Source organism: Halolamina rubra (genome assembly GCF_000739555.1).
GTDB lineage: Archaea > Halobacteriota > Halobacteria > Halobacteriales > Haloferacaceae > Halolamina > Halolamina rubra.
Genome location: NZ_BBJN01000008.1, coordinates 24180 through 40957, shown reverse-complemented (window position 1 = coordinate 40957; position 16778 = coordinate 24180). Strand labels below are relative to the sequence as shown.

At 69.7% G+C, this 16778-nt stretch carries 14 protein-coding genes and 1 pseudogene; 6 read left to right on the top strand and 9 right to left on the bottom strand.

What is annotated here, in order from left to right; translation table 11 throughout:
- Window positions 1-47: 47 nt before the first annotated feature.
- The 6 genes from ACP95_RS01705 to ACP95_RS01680 form a co-directional block, all read right to left on the bottom strand.
- The gene (locus tag ACP95_RS01705; RefSeq protein WP_049979545.1) at window positions 48-689 is read right to left on the bottom strand and encodes a hypothetical protein; all 642 of its coding nucleotides are present in this window, start codon (window positions 687-689) and stop codon (window positions 48-50) included.
- Window positions 690-754: 65 nt separating this feature from the next.
- A complete protein-coding gene (locus ACP95_RS01700; protein ID WP_049979544.1) occupies window positions 755-1354 on the bottom strand; it encodes an NUDIX hydrolase in 600 nt (199 codons plus the stop codon).
- Window positions 1355-1397: 43 nt separating this feature from the next.
- Entirely contained in the window at window positions 1398-1886 is a 489-nt protein-coding gene (locus ACP95_RS01695; RefSeq protein ID WP_049979543.1) for a DUF7109 family protein, read from the bottom strand.
- Window positions 1887-1943: 57 nt separating this feature from the next.
- Window positions 1944-2765: a hypothetical protein gene (locus tag ACP95_RS01690; protein ID WP_049979542.1), complete on the bottom strand. Its 822-nt coding sequence runs from the start codon at window positions 2763-2765 to the stop codon at window positions 1944-1946.
- A gap of 277 nt (window positions 2766-3042) precedes the next feature.
- A complete protein-coding gene (gene thsB, locus ACP95_RS01685; protein ID WP_049979541.1) occupies window positions 3043-4701 on the bottom strand; it encodes a thermosome subunit beta in 1659 nt (552 codons plus the stop codon).
- 360 nt (window positions 4702-5061) lie between these two features.
- On the bottom strand, window positions 5062-5241 hold the full coding sequence (locus tag ACP95_RS01680) for a hypothetical protein (RefSeq protein WP_049979540.1): 180 nt from the start codon (window positions 5239-5241) through the stop codon (window positions 5062-5064).
- 137 nt (window positions 5242-5378) lie between these two features.
- On the opposite strand from ACP95_RS01680, the pseudogene gltB reads away from it, so the two are divergent.
- The 6 genes and pseudogenes from gltB to ACP95_RS01650 all read left to right on the top strand — a co-directional run bounded on the left by gltB (window position 5379) and on the right by ACP95_RS01650 (window position 13522).
- Window positions 5379-9925, top strand: a pseudogene (gene gltB, locus ACP95_RS01675) (glutamate synthase large subunit).
- Window positions 9926-10069: 144 nt separating this feature from the next.
- Entirely contained in the window at window positions 10070-10741 is a 672-nt protein-coding gene (locus tag ACP95_RS01670; protein WP_237560378.1) for a nucleotidyltransferase domain-containing protein, read from the top strand.
- Window positions 10728-11213 (top strand): hypothetical protein, encoded by a 486-nt coding sequence (locus ACP95_RS01665; protein ID WP_049979539.1) that lies wholly within the window; start codon window positions 10728-10730, stop codon window positions 11211-11213. Before ACP95_RS01670 ends, ACP95_RS01665 begins: the two co-directional genes overlap by 14 nt.
- 188 nt (window positions 11214-11401) lie before the next feature.
- The gene (locus ACP95_RS01660) at window positions 11402-11713 is read left to right on the top strand and encodes a DUF7116 family protein (RefSeq protein WP_049979538.1); all 312 of its coding nucleotides are present in this window, start codon (window positions 11402-11404) and stop codon (window positions 11711-11713) included.
- A gap of 130 nt (window positions 11714-11843) precedes the next feature.
- Window positions 11844-12521 (top strand): mechanosensitive ion channel domain-containing protein, encoded by a 678-nt coding sequence (locus ACP95_RS01655; protein WP_082224530.1) that lies wholly within the window; start codon window positions 11844-11846, stop codon window positions 12519-12521.
- A gap of 56 nt (window positions 12522-12577) precedes the next feature.
- Window positions 12578-13522, top strand: a complete 945-nt coding sequence (locus ACP95_RS01650; RefSeq protein ID WP_049979537.1) for a metal-dependent hydrolase — start codon at window positions 12578-12580, stop codon at window positions 13520-13522.
- Window positions 13523-13535: 13 nt separating this feature from the next.
- Here ACP95_RS01650 and ACP95_RS01645 read toward each other — a convergent pair whose 3' ends face one another.
- The 3 genes from ACP95_RS01645 to ACP95_RS01635 are packed head-to-tail and all read right to left on the bottom strand — an operon-like array spanning window position 13536 to window position 16741.
- Entirely contained in the window at window positions 13536-14849 is a 1314-nt protein-coding gene (locus ACP95_RS01645) for a tripartite tricarboxylate transporter permease (protein ID WP_082224529.1), read from the bottom strand.
- A gap of 29 nt (window positions 14850-14878) precedes the next feature.
- The gene (locus ACP95_RS01640) at window positions 14879-15298 is read right to left on the bottom strand and encodes a universal stress protein (protein ID WP_049979536.1); all 420 of its coding nucleotides are present in this window, start codon (window positions 15296-15298) and stop codon (window positions 14879-14881) included.
- 48 nt (window positions 15299-15346) lie between these two features.
- A complete protein-coding gene (locus ACP95_RS01635; protein WP_049979535.1) occupies window positions 15347-16741 on the bottom strand; it encodes a bifunctional metallophosphatase/5'-nucleotidase in 1395 nt (464 codons plus the stop codon).
- Window positions 16742-16778 lie beyond the last annotated feature (37 nt).

Here is a 16778-nt window from a genome sequence, read left to right as displayed (position 1 = left end):
ACTCCCCCGTACCCCGCACATCGGGATAAGCGTGTCGTCGTCGGGACTCACTCGAGCAGCACCGAGAACCCCCAGTCGATCGACTCGCCGCCGTCGAGGCGCTCGGGGTCGTCGAAGCGCGTCATCGTCGTCTCGAACCGGTGCTCGCCGACGGGGAGGCAGGCGTCCGCCTCGACGCCTGCGGCGTACAGTCCGAGGTCGGCGGCGTGGCGCTCCCCCGGCTCGAGCGTGACGGTCCGGTACTCCTCGGTCGTCCCCACGCCTTCGGTCAGCCGCCAGCAGCCCGGGTCGGCCGGGTAGTCGCCCCCGGCCGGGAGCAGGACGAGGAACTCGTCCACGGAGGACTGGTAGGCGAACACCGCCGCGCGGGCCTCGCCGAGCGCGGCCGGCGCGTCGCCGGTGTTGGTGACAGTGACGCGGAGCCCGGGCGGGTGGTCGTCGGTCGCGACCGCCTCGGTCACCGTCACGTCGATCGAGAGCGCGACCTCCGGGTCGTCGTCGACGCTCGCGAGGGTGACGCCCGGCCCGCCCGTCCCACGCGGCCGGGTGTCGTCGTCGGTGCCGTCCGGGGAATTATCGGACGGGAGATCCGAGCCCGCGCCGTCGGCCACGGGTGCGGCGACACAGCCGGCGAGAGCGGAGAGCGTCAGCAGGGAGCTACCGCGGAGGACGGATCGTCGAGTCGGCATACCCAGTAGTGGCGCTCTGCGGGCTTGAACACCGCGTAGCAACAACCCCCGGCTTGTGTCACGCCCTACACCGGGAACTCGGCTTCAGGCTCCACCACACGGTCGACGGTCTCCGGCGCGCGCCAGTCGGTCGTGAGTTCGAGCAGCTGGACCAGTATCCGGCCGGTGGCGCCCCAGACGGTGTAGTCGCCGACGTGGAAGTAGTGGAGGCGCACGTCGCCGACCTCCGGGCGCTTGCGGCGCTCGGACTCGTAGTTCGCGGGGTCGGTCAGCGCCGAGACGGGGAGCTTGGCGACCTCGACCGCCTCGACGCCGTCGGGCTCGTACGTGCGGTCGGGCACCTGCGCGACGTACGGGCGGATCGCGTAGCCCGATGTCGTCGTCGTGTCGTCGAGCCGGCCGACGATCGAGGGCTCGGTCTCGCGGAGCCCGATCTCCTCCCACGCCTCCCGTCGGGCGGTGTCGACGAGGTCCGGGTCGAACGGCTCGTGGCCGCCGCCCGGGAACGCCATCTGGCCGGCGTGGGAGCCGAGATCGTCGGAGCGCTTGATGAACAGCAGCGCGGGCTCGTCGCCCCCGTCGACGACCGGGGCGAGCACGCTGGCCCAGCGCTCCGCGTCGGCGACCGTCGCGGGCTCGTAGCCGCCGACCCCCGAGAGTTCCATACGCGATTGTCGGCGCCAGTCGGTCAAAAACGCTTCGTCGGTCTCAGTCCGTGAGGGCGAGCAGGCGATCCCGGGTCGCTTCCAGTTCGACCGAGCCCCACGCCTCGGCGTCGTACGTCACGTCGATCAGCGTCGCGGCGCGCTCGGCGTCGCCGTCGTCGACGACCGTCTCAGTCTCCTCCCGCAGGCGCTCGGCGACGTGCTCGGCCGCGGCCGCACGGTCGATCGAGCGCTCGGGCACGTCGAGGATGTGGGGCAGGTCCTCCCCCTCCGCGGGGAGCATCGGGAACGCGACGGGGCCGACGACCAGCGCGGCCTCTGCGTCCACCTCGCCCGCCACGGCGTCGGCGGGGAGTTCGACCAGGTAGTACTCCCGGACGGCTTCGGCGACGGCGGCGGCGACCGCGTCGTCGCGCACGTCGGCGCCGCGGCGGTAGGCGACTTCGACCAGCGCCTGCTCCAGCTCCGGGCGGGTCAGCGCGTCGAACAGGTCGACGACGCCCGCGAGTTCGTCGTGGGTGGCCTCCTCCATCGCCCGTGACTGCGGCGGGCGTCGGCAAAAGTACGCGGGTCCGTGGAGCCGGATGCGTCAGTCGGCGTCGGTGGCCGTCGCCGTCTGGCCCTCGACGGTGACGGTCACGGTCCGCGTCTCGACGGGCGTCCGGACGCCGTAGTCGATCTCTTTCCCGGAATCGGCGTCGCCGACCTCCGCTTCGACGAAATCGGCGCCGGACGCGCCGCCTTCGAGCGGTATCGCGAACCCCCGCGGCATGTACATGGGGTACGAGAAGTTGACGGCGCCGCGGAACGTGCCCGGGCCGTCGCCGACGTTCTCGGCGGTGATCGTGATGTCGAACGTGCTCTCGGGGGCGACCGTCGCCGGGACGTCGACGCTGAACTCCCACTCAGGCGGGGCTGCGGTCGCCCTCTCGGTGGGGAGGTCCCACTCCCACGACCCGGCCTCGCCGTCGAGGCGGAGCGTCGGTGCTGCGTCGAGTTCGGCCGGCGTCTCGAAGACGAGCCAGCCGCGGTGGTCGGTGTCCGAGTACCGCTCCCCGGGCACGTCGAGGTCGACGGGCATGTCGTGGGCCAGTTCCACGGGCTGGTACTGCTCGCCGTCGGCGACCAGCGAGAACGCGTCGGGCAAGGGGGGCGTGTCGGCCGGCCCCGCGTCGATCGTGACGAACACGAACTGGCCGTCGGCTGGCTGGATCCCGTTCCAGTCCACGTTCTCGATGTGGCGGTACGAGTACTGGACGGCGGCGGCCTCGACGGTCACGCCCGACGCCGAGGGGGTCCCGGGCGCCGTGGTGGCCGTCGGGGACTCGCTGTCGGTGCCCGGGGTGTCGTCGACGCAGCCGGCGAGCCCCGCGGCTGCGAGTGTCGCGAGATACGCGCGTCTGGAGGGCATCGTCGCGGTGTTTCGGTCGTTCGGGGTAAGTGCTTTCTGCGAACCGACCTTTTGCTGCGGGCCCCGGAGGGCCCTGGCAAAAGCTCGACCAAAAGCCTGCGAGCCTCCCTGTGGTCGGCTCTTGGCCCGCTCTCTCGCTTCGCTCGTTCGCGGTGAGAACTCGCTTGAGCAGCATCCGCGAGCGGACGGCTACTGGGCGAGAAAACGGGAGAACGAGTGATCGACGAACGATGCGGCGGTCGGTCGGGCAGGGTGGGAGTTGGCTAGTCGCCTAAGCTCACATCGCGCCGCCCATGCCGCCCATACCGCCCATGCCGCCGCCGGGACCGCCCTCGTCCTCGTCGCCCGAGGTCGAGAGGTCGCCGGCCGCGATGATGTCGTCGATTTTGAGCACGAGGTTCGCGGCCTCGGTGGCGCTGGAGACGGCCTGCTCCTTCGAGTGGGCCGGCTCGACGACGCCGGCCTCGTAGGTGTCCTCGACCTCGCCGCTGTAGACGTTCAGGCCCGCGGTCTGGTCGCCGGCCTCGTGGGCCGCGCGCAGGTCGACCAGCGTGTCGATGGAGTCGAGCCCGGCGTTCTCGGCGAGCACGCGCGGGACGAGCTCCAGCGAGTCGGCGAACGCCTCGACCGCGAGCTGCTCGCGGCCGGTGACGCTGTCGGCGAACTCGCGCAGGCGGCTGGCGAGCTCGACCTCGATCGCGCCGCCGCCGGCGACGACGCGACCGTCCGAGACGGTGGTGCCGACGACGTCCAGGGCGTCGGAGACGCCGCGCTCGAGCTCGTCGACGACGTGGTCGGTCGAGCCGCGGAGCAGCAGCGTGACGCCGTGGGAGTCGTCGCCCTCGACGTAGAACATCTCGTCCTCGGCGTCACGGCGCACGGAGCCGTGGCCGAGGTCGGCGGCGCTGAGGTCGTCGAAGTTGGAGGCGACGTTGCCGCCGAGCACGTTCTTCAGGAAGCTGATGTCCGAGGACTTCACGCGGCGGGCCGCGAGGATCCCCTCCTTCGCGAGGTAGTGCTGGGCGAGGTCGTCGATGCCCTTCTGGCAGAACACCACATCCGCGCCGGTCGCGGCGATGGCGTCGACCTTCTCGCGGAGCTCCTGCTCCTCCTGGTCGAGGAAGGACTGGAGCTGGTCCGGCGAGTCGATGGAGACGTTGGTGTCGACGTCGGCCTCGTCGACCTCGATCGCGGCGTCGAGCAGCAGCGTGTCGGCGTCCGCGACCTCGCTCGGCATGTTGTCGTGGACGGGGTCCTTCGAGACGACCGCGCCGTTGAGCAGGTCGCTCTCGGAGACTGCACGCCCCTTCTGGGTCTCGACTTTCAGGTTCGCGAGGTCGACGACGTGGCTGCCGTCCTCGGCCTCGACGGTGACGGCCTCGACGGCCTCGACGATCAGCTGGGCGAGGTGCTCCTTGTCGAGCTCGGCGCCCTTGCCGGTCATCGACGTCTCGGCGACCTTCGCGAGCAGCTCGGTGTCGGTCGGGTCGACGTCGCGCGAGATGTCCTCGACCTCCTCACGAGCCTGCTCGGACGCGAGGTGGAACCCCTTGATCACCGCGGTGGGGTGGATGTCCTGCTCGAGCAGCTCCTCGGCGTTCTTCAGGAGCTCGCCCGCGATCGCGACGGCCGTCGTCGTCCCGTCGCCGGCCTCCTCCTCCTGGGTCTCGGCGACCTCGACGATCATCTCGGCCGTCGGGTTGTCGATGTCCATCTCCTCGAGGATGGTGACGCCGTCGTTGGTGATGGTCACGTCGCCCATCGAGTCGACGAGCATCTTGTCCATCCCCTTCGGGCCGAGGGTGGAGCGTACCGCCTCGGCGACCGCACGGGCCGCAGAAATGTTGTACTCCTGCGCGTCCTTGTCCTTCACTCGCTGGGAGTCCTCACCCATGATAATCATGGGCTGGCCTCCGCCTCGCTGTCGTTGGCTCATGGTCAACGATGGATTGTCCGTGGTTCTATATAAATCTGTCGTAGCGTGTGGGGTGAGCCGGCGTCGGTCGAGAGCGACTCACCGCTGGAAACCGGATGCAAGCGGTCCGACCGGGCGGAATCGTGCGCCAGTTTACCATGCCACAAGCGAACGCGTTTTGGCGTCTTTATGTACTCCGTCGGCAGCGAGAGCGAGCGGCTGCTCGGTGAGACAGCAACAGGCGTCGACGGCGACCCGGCGTCGACGATTGGTCGGCGTCGACGACTGGTCGGCGCGACTCGGCGACGACGTGAGTACGAGTCGGAAAACGGCAGTGCGGCAGGCGGTGAGGAGAGGAACTGGTCGGCGGCAGGTGGGCGATCAGTTCTCGGAGAGCTCACCCCCGTCCGGATCCACCAGGTACTCGGCGTCGGCCGCGTCGGGCTCGGGGAGCTCCTCGGCGTCGAACTCCGTCTCCGCGTCCCGGGAGGCGAGCCGGGACTCCAACTGCCGGCGTTTGTTCCGCCCTTTCCGTTCGCGACCGGTTTTCGTGTCGGGCATCTACACCCGTGGTAACACGACACACAGTTATCAACGTTTCGGGGGTGTGCGAGCCGCTACGTCGATCCTTCACGAAAGTTAGGAGTGTTACTAGGGACAGGCTCATAAACCATGCGGTGTTCTCCCACTACACAACCGTGTCAAACGTTACCACGAACAGAGCCACGCGCCTCGCGGACCCGACCGAGGCGCGGTCGAACTGCGGCGTCGGCGCCGTCGTCGACCTCGACGGCGGGCCGTCCCACCGCACGGTGGCCGACGCGCTCGAACTGCTGAGTAACCTGGAACACCGCGGCGCGACCGGCGCCGACCCCGACACCGGCGACGGCGCGGGCATCATGCTCCAGCGCCCCGATCGCTTCTTCGAAGCCGTCGTCGACGCCGACCTCCCGGAGACGTACGCGGTCGGGAGCGTGTTCATGCCCGACGACGCCGACGCCCGGGCCGGGTTGCAGGACCGCTTCGAAACCACCCTCGCCGCCCACGACGTGTCGACCGTCGCCTGGCGCGACGTGCCCACGAACAACGATCCGCTGGGCGAGACCGCCGTCGACTCCGAGCCCGACGTGTGGCAGGTGTTCGTCGCGCCCGACGGGATCGACGACGCGGCGTTCGACCGCGCGCTCTACGTCGCGCGCAAGGAGCTGGAACACGCCGTCGCCGACGCGGAGCCCCCGGGCGCCGAACGGTTCTACGTCTGCTCGCTCGACCGGGAGCGCCTCGTGTACAAGGGGCTGCTCACCAGCGACCAGCTCGCCGACTACTACCCGGACCTGCGCGACGAGCGCGTCGAGTCCGAGATCGCACTCGTCCACGCGCGGTTCTCGACCAACACGCTCGGGGCCTGGCATCTCGCCCACCCGTACCGCGGGATCGTCCACAACGGCGAGTTCAACACGATCCGGGGGAACGTCAACTGGATGCGCGCCCGCGAGACCGACCTCGCGGCCGACGCGTTCGGCGACGACCTGGAGACGCTCAAGCCGATCGTCGACGACCCGGAGCAGTCAGACACCGCCAGCGTCGACAACACGCTCGAACTGCTCACGAGCACCGGCCGCAGCGTCGAGCACGCGCTCCGGATGCTGATCCCCGAGGCGTACCGCGGCGACGACGCGATGTCGCCCGAGCGCACCGCGTTCTACGACTACCACGCCAGCCTGATCGAGCCGTGGGACGGCCCCGCGCTGGTCGTCGCCACCGACGGGCAGAAAGTCGCCGCCGCGCTGGACCGCAACGGCCTCCGGCCCTGTCGCTACGATGTGACGACGGAGGGCCGCCTGATCATGTCCTCGGAGGTCGGCGCGCTCGACACCGACCCCGAGACCATCGAGCAGCGCGAGCGGCTCTCGCCCGGCCAGCTGCTGGTCGCCGACCCCGAAGCGGGCCGGATCGTCCCCGACGACGAGGTGTTCGACGACCTCGCCGACGAGCGGTACGCCGAGTGGGTCGAGGCGGAACAGCGCCGCGTTCCCGAGCGCGACTCGTTCGCGCCGCGCGGCGACGACGACGCGCTCCGCCCCCGGCAGGCCGCCTTCGGCTACACGCACGACCAGCTGGAGCACCTGCTCGAACCGATGGCCCGCGACGGGAAAGACCCTGTCGGCTCGATGGGCGACGACACGCCGCTCTCGGTGCTGGCCGACCACGAGCGCCCCCTGTTCAGCTACTTCAAGCAGCTGTTCGCGCAGGTGTCCAACCCGCCGATCGACTACATCCGCGAGGAGCTGGTCACCTCCCTCGAGACGCGACTCGGCCACCAGCGCAACCTGCTGGACGAGTCAGCCGCCCACGCGCGCCAGCTCGTGCTCGACTCGCCCGTGCTCACCGACGCCACCACCGAGCGCATCAAGGAGCTCGACGGCGACGACGACGCGCTCTCGACGACCGTCGTCGACACGACGTTCGACCCCGACACCGACCTCGAAACCGCCGTCGAGAAGCTGCGCGCCGACGCCGCCGCGGCGATCGAGCACGGCGCCGACATCGTCGTGCTCTCGGACCGTCGGGTCGGCCCGGACCGACTGGCGATCCCGAGCCTGCTCGCGACGGGCGCGGTCCACCACTCGCTGGTCCGGAACGGGCTCCGGAACCACGCCGGCCTCGTCGTCGAGTCCGGCGACCCGCGCGAGGTCCACCACCTCGCGACGCTGGTGGGCTACGGCGCGGGCGCGGTGAACCCCTACCTCGCCTACGAGACCATCGAGGACCGCGTCGCCGGCCCCGACGGCGCCGACCGCGAGGCGGCGATCGCGGCCTACGTCGACGCGCTCGAGGACGGCCTGCTGAAGACCATGGCCAAGATGGGGATCTCGACGGTCGAGAGCTACCAGGGCGCGCAGGTGTTCGAGGCCGTCGGGCTCGACGACGAGCTCGTCGCAGAGTACTTCGAGGGCACCCGCATCCGGACGGGCGGGATCACGCTCGACCAGCTCGAGGCCGAATTGCGCGGGTGCCACGGCGTGGGGTTCGGTGACGGCCGACAGGGCGCCGCCGACAGCGACGGCGACGAGCCGGAGCTCGAACGCCAGGGCGAGTACGAGAGCCGCACCGACGGGATCAGCCACGGCTGGAACCGGAAGACGACGGGGACGATCCAGCAGGCCGTGCGGGGGAACGACTACGAGATCTACGAGGAGTTCGTCGACCTCGTCGAGGGCGACGGCGGCAGCCCCGAAACGCTCCGGGGCCTGCTCGCGTTCGAGAGCGACCGCGAGCCCGTCGCCGTCGACGACGTGGAACCGATCGAGTCCATCGTCGAGCGGTTCTCGACTGCCGCGATGAGCCTGGGCAGCCTCTCGCCCGAGGCCCACGAGAACAACGCCGTCGCGATGAGCCGGACCGGGGGGAAGGCCAACACCGGCGAGGGCGGCGAGCCGCCCGAGCGCTTCGACACCGAGCGCGGCTGCGAGGTCAAGCAGGTCGCCTCGGGGCGCTTCGGCGTCACCACCGACTACTCGCCGACGCCGAGGAGATCCAGATCAAGATGGCCCAGGGGTCGAAGCCCGGTGAGGGCGGCCACCTCCCCGGCGAGAAGGTGAACGAGATGATCGCCCACGTGCGCTACGCGACGCCCGGCGTCGGCCTCATCTCGCCGCCGCCGCTGCACGACATCTACTCGATCGAGGACCTGAAACAGCTGATCTTCGACCTGAAGTCGGCCAACCCCGACGCCGACGTGAACGTGAAGCTGGTCTCGGAGGACGGGATCGGCACTATCGCCGCCGGCGTCGCCAAAGCGAACGCCGACGTGCTGCACGTCTCGGGCCACTCCGGCGGCACGGGCGCGTCGCCGAAGACCTCGATCAAGAACGCGGGGCTCCCCTGGGAGCTGGGGCTGGCCGAGGCCAACCAGTTCCTCCGGATGACCGGCATGCGCGACCGCGTCCGGCTGAGCGTCGACGGCGGCTTCAAAACCGGCCGCGACGTGGCCGTCGCCGCCGCGCTGGGCGCCGAGGAGTACGTGTTCGGCACGGGGTCGCTGGTCAGCTCAGGCTGCGTGATGGCGCGCCAGTGTCACGAGAACACCTGCCCGGTAGGTGTCGCCACGCAGGACCCCGACCTGCGCGACCGCTTCCCCGGCGAGCCCGACCACGTGGTGAACTACATGACGTTCGTCGCCCGCGAGCTCCGCGAGATCATGGCCGAACTGGGCGTCACCGAACTCGACGACCTGATCGGCCGCCCGGCGCTGCTGAGCCAGCGCGAGACCGGCCACCCGCGGGCCGACCAGCTCGACCTCTCGCCGATCCTCGCCGATCCCGGCCCCGAGCCGCGGCACAAAGTCCGCGAGCAGGATCACCCGGGCGTCGACGACCACTTCGACCGCGATCTGCTCGACGCGGTCGAGCCGGCGATCGAGCACGGGGAGTCGGTCCGCCTCGACCGCGAGGTGAGCAACGCCGACCGCGCAGTGGGGACGCTGCTCTCCGGCGAGATCGCCGATCGCGTCGGCCTCGACGGCCTCCTAGACGGGACGATCCAGTTGGGCCTGACCGGGACTGCGGGCCAGTCCTTCGGCGCGTTCTGCAAGCAGGGCGTCTCGCTCGACCTGACGGGCGCGGCCAACGACTACGTCGGCAAGGGGCTCGCCGGCGGCCGGCTCACGGTCCGCCCGCCCGACCGCGCGGCGTTCGACCCGGCCGAGAACGTCGTCGTCGGCAACGTCGCGCTCTACGGCGCGACCGACGGCGAGCTGTACGTCAACGGCCGCGCCGGCGAGCGGTTCGCGGTGCGCAACTCCGGCGCGACCGCGGTCGTCGAGGGCGTCGGCGACCACGGCTGTGAGTACATGACCGGCGGCATCGTCGCCGTGCTGGGCGAGACGGGGACGAACTTCGCTGCGGGAATGTCCGGCGGCGTCGCGTACGTCCACGACCCCGACGGCGAGCTCGCGGCCCGCGCCAACACGGGGATGGTGACGCTCTCGGAGTTGGCTGAGAAGGACGAGCGGGTGCTCCGCCGGCTGCTCGAGAACCACGTCGCCCGGACCGACAGCGAGCGCGCGAGCGACCTGCTCGCGGACTGGCCGGCAACGTGCTCGGCGTTCACGAAGGTGATGCCCGACGCGTACAGCCGCGTGATCGAGGAGGAGGGTCGCGAGGACGTGCGCGACAGCCCGCCCGCGGCCGTCAACGACGCGCCCGCGACCGGGTCGACGGCCTCGGCGGTGACCGACGACTGACGGTTTCGTTTTACTTTTTCGAGGACGGTGAGATAGCGTTGCAGGGATTGTGGCTACCGGATGACCTGCCCTTCGGTCACGATCTCCGATTGGGGTTTCAACAGACCCCTGGGTTTATCACGATATATTCCTAATAGGAATAGTATGCCTAATAGGAAAGAGAGAACTACAGTTGCTCTGGAGTACCCATTTCCGGAGGAGCGTGTCTTCAGATATCAGGCGATGCAGGACGTTCTCGCCCTCCTCGTTGAGGAACCCTACAACGAGTTCACCGTGAACCAACTCGCAGAGATGATCGATGCGAACCAAGCATCTGTTTCGAAAGCCGTTTCGCTCCTGAAGGAACTCGGTCCGATTCAGACTCGGAGGGACGGACGAAAACAGTACGTGAGTATCAACCGGGACCGACTGACGAAACCAGATCCGGTGCTTTCGATCCCGCAGCCGGAGTTCCAGAAGCCGGTTCGTGCATTCGTCGAACGAACCGAAGAAGAAATCGCTGAGTTAGTCGGGATCGTTCTCTTCGGGAGCGTTGCCCGTGGTGAGGCTGACCGGACGAGTGACATCGATTTACTGGTCTTCGTTGATGCCGACCGGACGCAGGCACGACGCACCGTCCAAGGGATCGTGAGCGATCTGGAAGCGACGAAATTCGACGGCAACCGATTCGAATTCGAGACACTGGTCGAATCAACGGATAGCGCGAAACGGATCGGTAACCGACTCCGCGAACAGTTCGAAGACAGTATCACTATTGTGGGATCGGACGAACTATCCGAGGTTCGTGCGGAGGTGTTGACTAATGGAGAACAGTGACGTTGTGGAAGCGTTGGATGCAGCCGAACGCAGCTTCGAGCGGTCACCGAAGAACATCGAAACGGGGCTGGATGTCGAAGAAGCTGAATTGGTCCAACTCCGGCGAGCGTGTCGGCTGTTGGCGGCTGCGTCTCGCTTGCTCAACGACGGCTACTACACTGTCGTCATCGAGTCGTCGTTTGTCGCAGTAGAGCGGTCAATCCAGTTCCGACTGATCCACGACGGCGCGATGGAGCCCTCTGAAGTGATTAGTAGTCACCGCCGACTGTACCAGCGAGGCGCCGAGGTCGGCCTCTACGACGAACAGTTCGGTACGCGGCTCGCTGAGCTGTGGAACCAGAATCGCACAAAGACGTACTACAGACTTGGAATGGCCACCGAGGCGCAGGCGAAGGCGATGCACGAACTTGCCTCGAAAGTCCACCAAAACTTGATCAACGGAAGCCAAGTACGGCACGAATGTCTCTGCTGAGCAATGCCTTCAGGCCGTTCTTCGATTTGTTAGTAAAGTGTACCCAGTGACCGAGTTCGACAACACGGTAAATTGGTGAGTCGGAAAGATAGATACTGAGGGACCACCCCGCGCACTTTCGGCCGTCAGGACCAGCCTGTGGTAACCACCCACACGCTTAACACAGTTCCCGACGAACTGCCGCGTGCATGGTGCGTACGGTTCCACCGAACGAGGAAGCACGGAGCGTCTTCGAACGCCTCGGCTACGCCGTCTCCGGCGACGGACCGGAGTTCGTCGCGGAGCGGAAGTGGCGATCCGTCCGGGTACGGACACTCTGCGCGGAGGACGCCACGAAGCCGGGAACCCTCGACGGGGAGTATGGCCTCGAATGCCTCGTGACGTGGACCGACTGCGTCGACGAACTCGACGAACGACTGAACGAACAGGCGCCGGAGGGCGAGTGGGCGATCATCGGCGTCGACGACGACGGGGAGTACGAAGTCCACCGCGCCGCCTGACCGACCACGGCTCGTGACCTGCCGGCGCCGCCGTCCGCCGGCCTCAGCGCGCGACGCCGTGGTCGTGTCCGAGCGGCACGACAACCGATCGGCTCCCACCTTTTTACGCGCGACCCGAGAGAGCTAGCCCATGCTGGCGCTCCAGTTCGGGCTGATCGAGGAGGGGATCAACCGGTTCGTCGAGGGGATCGCGGGCGCCATCCCGCGGGTGCTCTCGGGGGTCGTCTTCCTGCTGATCGCGGCGGTGCTGGCGAAGCTCGTGATGATCGTCGTCCGGGAGGCGCTCGACCGCGCGCTGCCCAGTGAGTCGGACGTGTACCGACGCTTCGTGAGCACCGTCGTCGCCGCCTTCCTCTGGTTCGCGATCGCGCTCTCCTTCCTCTCGATCGTCGGGCTGGACCAGATCGCCGCGTCGATGGGGACCGCCGCCGGCTTCCTCGCGCTGGGAATCTCCTACTCGCTGTCGAACATGATCGCCGACGCCGTCGCCGGCGTCTACCTCATCCGGGATCCGGACTTCATGCCCGGCGACGAGGTGAAAGTCGGCGACGTGTCGGGCACCGTCACCTCGATCGAACTCCGGAAGACGCGCTTCCTCGACGAGAACGACGACACGGTGGTCCGGGGCAACGCCGAGATCGAGAAGAAGTGGACGAAGCTCGAGGACGCCGACGCCGAGGCAGTCGACGACGCCGACGGGACAGAGGAAATCGACGAGACCGATGACGCCGAGGGAACGGAGACCGCCGACGAGGTAGAGGACGCCGACGACGACGGCACGGACGAATCGAGTAGTGCCACGGTGTAGCAGGGCGTATCGGGCTGGGCGAGAGGCTTATCACCACGAGCCCCGAAATTCCGTCAATGTTCGTCGGTCACGCGCTGCTGGCGTTCGCACTCGTCGGCGGGACAGCGGCGCTGCTGGCCGACCGCCGCGTCGCCCTCCGGCTCGGCATCGTCGCCGCCGCGTTCGCCACCGTCCCCGACGTGGACATGGTGTACGCGCTCGTGGGGCTCGTCGGCGCCGAAGGTGGCGTGATGGGCACCGTGAGCTCGTTCTGGGCCGCCAGCACCGCCGTCCACCGCACGATCACCCACTCGCTGCTGGTCGCGCCCGTCGCGGCCGCGATGGCCGGCGCGTGGCTCCACGGCCGCCGCCGCGAGGCGCCCGCGTGGCTCGGCGTCGCCGTCCTCCTCGGCGCGGGCCTCGGAACCGTCGCGGCGCTGGTCAGCGGCGCCCTGGGCGGCGCCGTGATGGCCGTGTTCGTCGTCGCCGCCGTCGCCGTCGCGGAGGGCGTGGGCCAGTACACCGAGTTCGGCCCGCGGGCGGCGTTCGCGGCCGCCCTCGTCGGCCTGTTCTCTCACCCCTTCGGCGACCTCGCGACCGGCGAGCCGCCCGCCTTCCTCTACCCGCTGAACGCGCCGCTGGTGACCGAGCGCGTCGCGCTCGCCGACGACGCGACGCTGCACCTGCTGGGCGCCTTCGGCGTCGAACTCGCCGCGATCTGGGCCGGCCTGCTGGTGGCGATGTGGCTGCTGGAGCGCCCGGTCCGCGAGGCGATCGACTTCCGCGCCGTCGTCGGCGTCGGCTACGCGCTGGCCGCGCTGGCGATCCCGGCGCCGACGCTCGACTTCTCCTACCACTTCGTGTTCTCGGTGCTCTCGGTGGGGATGATCGGCGCCGTCCCCCGGGTTCAGTTCCCGAACGTCGCCGTCGAGCGTCCAGACGCGATCAGCGCCGCGCTGACCGGGCTGGCCGCGGTGACGCTGGCCGGTATGGCCTATGCGGTCGCGTACATTCTGGTCTGACCTCCGCGTCCCTCTAGAGGCCGAGCGCCAACGGGCCCAGTAACACCCCCATGAGGTACACCCGGCGCGCGCCGATCCGGACCGCAATGAGCCCGACGAGCGTCGCGAGCGCGAACACCGCGATCCCCGCCACTCCCGCGAAAAGCGCCGCGAGCACGACCAGCAGTCCGAGAACGACGAGCGCCAGTCGTCGCTGATCGAGTTGCGAGACGACCCGGAACGCCGCGTCGCCCAGCAAGCCGACGAGCACGAACCCCGTCGCGGCCGCGACGACGACGACCGGCAGGAGCACCGACAGCGAGAGCGGCACCCCGGCGTCGTCGACGGCCACGAGCACGCCCGACCGCGGCGCGCCGAGGGCGACGAGTGCGAACAGCGAGAACACCGCGGTCGAGCTGTTCGCGCCGCTGGTGGCGACGACGAACCCCCGGAGGTCGCTCCGCGCGGGCACCGCGGGCAGCGAGACGGTCGCCGCGACGCCCGCCGAGACACCCGGGAGGTAGCCGACAGCCGCCCCCGAGAGCCCGCCCGCGGCTGCGGAGATTCCGAGGTCCAGGGGCGGCATCGCGAGTTGCGCGTCGTCCTGTTCGGGCACCCCACCGCCGTGGAGCGCGTCGAGCAGGACGGGCGCGCCGAACAGCCCGCCGAACAGCGGGGCGAGCACGCCACCCGCGACGGGGCCCGAGAGCGAGAGTCCCAGAACCATCGCGCCGAGCGCCGTCGAGAGCCCGAACGCGAGTAGGCCGGCGAGCCGGGCCGTGTGGGAGGGTTCGGTCGCGAGCATGAGCGCGAGCACCGCGGCGGCGACGACGGGGAACCACCGTGTGAGCAGCGGCGCGAGACGGAGCATCGCCCACGTCACGGGAAAGGCGAGCAGGGTGGCGACGGCGACCGCGGCGCCCGAACCCAGCGCGGAGAGCCTGAGCGCCTCGCGGCCCCGCCCGCGGAGGACGAGTCGGTGGCCCGGGAGCGCGGCCGCCGCCATCGCGCCGTCGGGTACGCCCAGCGCGAGCGAGGGGACGATGTCGAGGAACGTATGGACCACGCCCGCGGCCAGCATCGCGGCACCGAGGGCGAGCGGGTCGACGGGCACGTGCGGCGCCACGCCCGCGAGCAGCAGCGCGAAGTTGTTGGCGTGCAGCCCGGGCACTAGCCCCGAGCAGGTGCCGAGCAGACAACCCGCGACGGTGGCGACGACGACCGGGAGGAGGAGTGCAGGGTCGGTCCGCGGGCCGAGCGGGACGCCCGCGACGCTGCCCACGGTGCTGCCGACGGCCGTCGCTCCGAGGGTGAGCGCGTCGACGACCGGCGCGGGCGCGGGCCACATCCGGGGCGGAGTGGTCCCGGTCTCCTACTTCAACTCTGGGTCTGCCCGTCCGCGGAGACCGTGATCACCGTACAGTCGAGCTGTTCCTCCAGATACCGGCCCACGTCGGGCGACTCGAACAGTTTGTTGAGCATCTTCCGGAAGCGGCCGGCCTGCTTCGAGCCGATCACGACCACGTCGGCGGCCTCGTCGGCGACCTCCTCCATGATCGTCTCCTCGACCAGGAACCCCTGACGGACGACGTACCGCGCGCGGTCGATCCGGCCAACCTCGGCCTCGACGGCGCGCTTGAGGTCGACCCGGCTCACGTTGTGGTTGTTCTGGAACAGGTCGACGTGCAGCACCGACAGGTCGGCGTCGCGCTCCTCCGCGATGCGGACGGCCTCCCGGAGGGTCGCCGCGGAGTGTTTCGAGAGCGGGTAGCGAACCGGGACGACGACCAGCGTCATACTGACACGTCTGCGGCGGGCCGACAAATGCGTACCCCTTCCGGCGGCTCAGCGCTCGAAGACCATTCGCCCCTCCACGTCGACGTCGAGCCCGCCGCGTCGGGCGTGTTCCGCCAGCACGTCGTGCTGGATACCGACCTCGCCGGCGCGGTGGCGCTGCTCGATCGTCGGGAACTCGTGGTCGGAGTGGAGCAGGTACTCCGCGGTCGCGACCGTGTAGCGCCGATCGGGGTCGATCGGGTCGCCGTCGACGCGCGCGTCGAGCAGTTCGCCCGCCTCGTGGTCCCAGCGCAGGCTGGCGCCGCTGAGGTGGGCGTGCCACCAGTGGGGCTCGCCGAAGTCGAGTTCCGCGCCGTCGGCCTCGCTGAACACCTCCAGGAGTTCCCGCCCGCTGAGTTCGACGACGACTACGGGCTCCTCGAAGGGGAGCACGCTCACGAGATCCGCGAGCGTCACCTCGCCCGACAGCGGGGGGCCCTCGCGGATTCCGCCGCCGTTCTGGAGGCCAACGTCGGCGTCCGCGGCAGCGCGGTAGGCGTCGGCGACGAAGTTGCCGATCCGGGATTCGCCGCCGAACGTGGTCTCGTCGGTCCGATGGAGCGGCTCGTCGACGGTCGCGACCGTCTCGGTCAGGCCGGCCGACTCCCGCCGGCGCTCGAGCGCGTCGGTCAGCGTCTCGTGGACCGGCCCCTCGCTGGGGTCGATCACGCGGGCGCTCGCGGCGACGCCGCCGTCGCCCCGGGCCGCGGCCGCGTCGTCCGCGCCGAGTTCGACCTCGACGAACTCGTGGCCGTTCACGCCCGGCCGCGTGCAGAGCGTGCCGTCGACGTACTCGGTCCGGACGCTGTGGACGTGCCCGCCGAGGATGGCGTCCACGTCGACCCGACGAGCGAGCTCGTCGTCGCCGCCGCCGAGGTGCGAGAGCGCAACGACGTAGTCGACGCCCTCGGCACGGAGCTCGTCGACCGCGTCCGCGGCCGCCTCGTAGGGGTCGGTGAAGGTGAGCGGCGCGGCCTGGGGGTTGATCGAGTCGGTCGTCGGGTCCGTGAGGCCGAACAAACCGACGCGCTCGCCGTCGGCTTCGGCGATCGTCCACGGGACGACGCCCGCGTCGGCGCCGAAGGGGTCGCCGTCCTCGTCGCGCGTGTTCGCGTTCACCCACGTGAGGTCGCTGTCGGCGACGATCTCCCGCGTGGCGTCGGGACCGTAGTCGAAGTCGTGGTTGCCGAACGTGTCGGCGACGGTGTCGACGGCGTCGGCGAAGTCGAGGATCTGCCGCCCGCTGGCCGCGAGCGAGACGACGCCCGGCGCCGTGTTGTCGCCGGTGCCGACGACGAGCGCGTCCTCGCCGTCGCGTTCCCGCAGTCGGCCCGCAAAGCGCCCCGCCCGCTCGGCGTCGTCGAAGAGGTTCTCAATATCGGAGTAGTGGAGGAGGCGAACCATTCAGTGTTCGAGAGGAGTCGGCCAGCGGGCAAGAAGC

Excerpts from the sequence above, each read along its gene's own strand:
- ACP95_RS01670 (WP_237560378.1), top strand. The coding sequence starts at position 10,070 with ATGCCTAATAGGAAAGAGAGAACTACAGTTGCTCTGGAGTACCCATTT.
- ACP95_RS01695 (WP_049979543.1), bottom strand. The coding sequence starts at position 1,886 with ATGGAGGAGGCCACCCACGACGAACTCGCGGGCGTCGTCGACCTGTTC.
- ACP95_RS01665 (WP_049979539.1), top strand. The coding sequence starts at position 10,728 with ATGGAGAACAGTGACGTTGTGGAAGCGTTGGATGCAGCCGAACGCAGC.
- ACP95_RS01690 (WP_049979542.1), bottom strand. The coding sequence starts at position 2,765 with ATGCCCTCCAGACGCGCGTATCTCGCGACACTCGCAGCCGCGGGGCTC.
- ACP95_RS01660 (WP_049979538.1), top strand. The coding sequence starts at position 11,402 with ATGGTGCGTACGGTTCCACCGAACGAGGAAGCACGGAGCGTCTTCGAA.
- ACP95_RS01655 (WP_082224530.1), top strand. The coding sequence starts at position 11,844 with ATGCTGGCGCTCCAGTTCGGGCTGATCGAGGAGGGGATCAACCGGTTC.
- ACP95_RS01700 (WP_049979544.1), bottom strand. The coding sequence starts at position 1,354 with ATGGAACTCTCGGGGGTCGGCGGCTACGAGCCCGCGACGGTCGCCGAC.
- ACP95_RS01650 (WP_049979537.1), top strand. The coding sequence starts at position 12,578 with ATGTTCGTCGGTCACGCGCTGCTGGCGTTCGCACTCGTCGGCGGGACA.
- ACP95_RS01645 (WP_082224529.1), bottom strand. The coding sequence starts at position 14,849 with ATGTGGCCCGCGCCCGCGCCGGTCGTCGACGCGCTCACCCTCGGAGCG.
- ACP95_RS01640 (WP_049979536.1), bottom strand. The coding sequence starts at position 15,298 with ATGACGCTGGTCGTCGTCCCGGTTCGCTACCCGCTCTCGAAACACTCC.
- ACP95_RS01705 (WP_049979545.1), bottom strand. The coding sequence starts at position 689 with ATGCCGACTCGACGATCCGTCCTCCGCGGTAGCTCCCTGCTGACGCTC.
- thsB (WP_049979541.1), bottom strand. The coding sequence starts at position 4,701 with ATGAGCCAACGACAGCGAGGCGGAGGCCAGCCCATGATTATCATGGGT.
- ACP95_RS01635 (WP_049979535.1), bottom strand. The coding sequence starts at position 16,741 with ATGGTTCGCCTCCTCCACTACTCCGATATTGAGAACCTCTTCGACGAC.
- ACP95_RS01680 (WP_049979540.1), bottom strand. The coding sequence starts at position 5,241 with ATGCCCGACACGAAAACCGGTCGCGAACGGAAAGGGCGGAACAAACGC.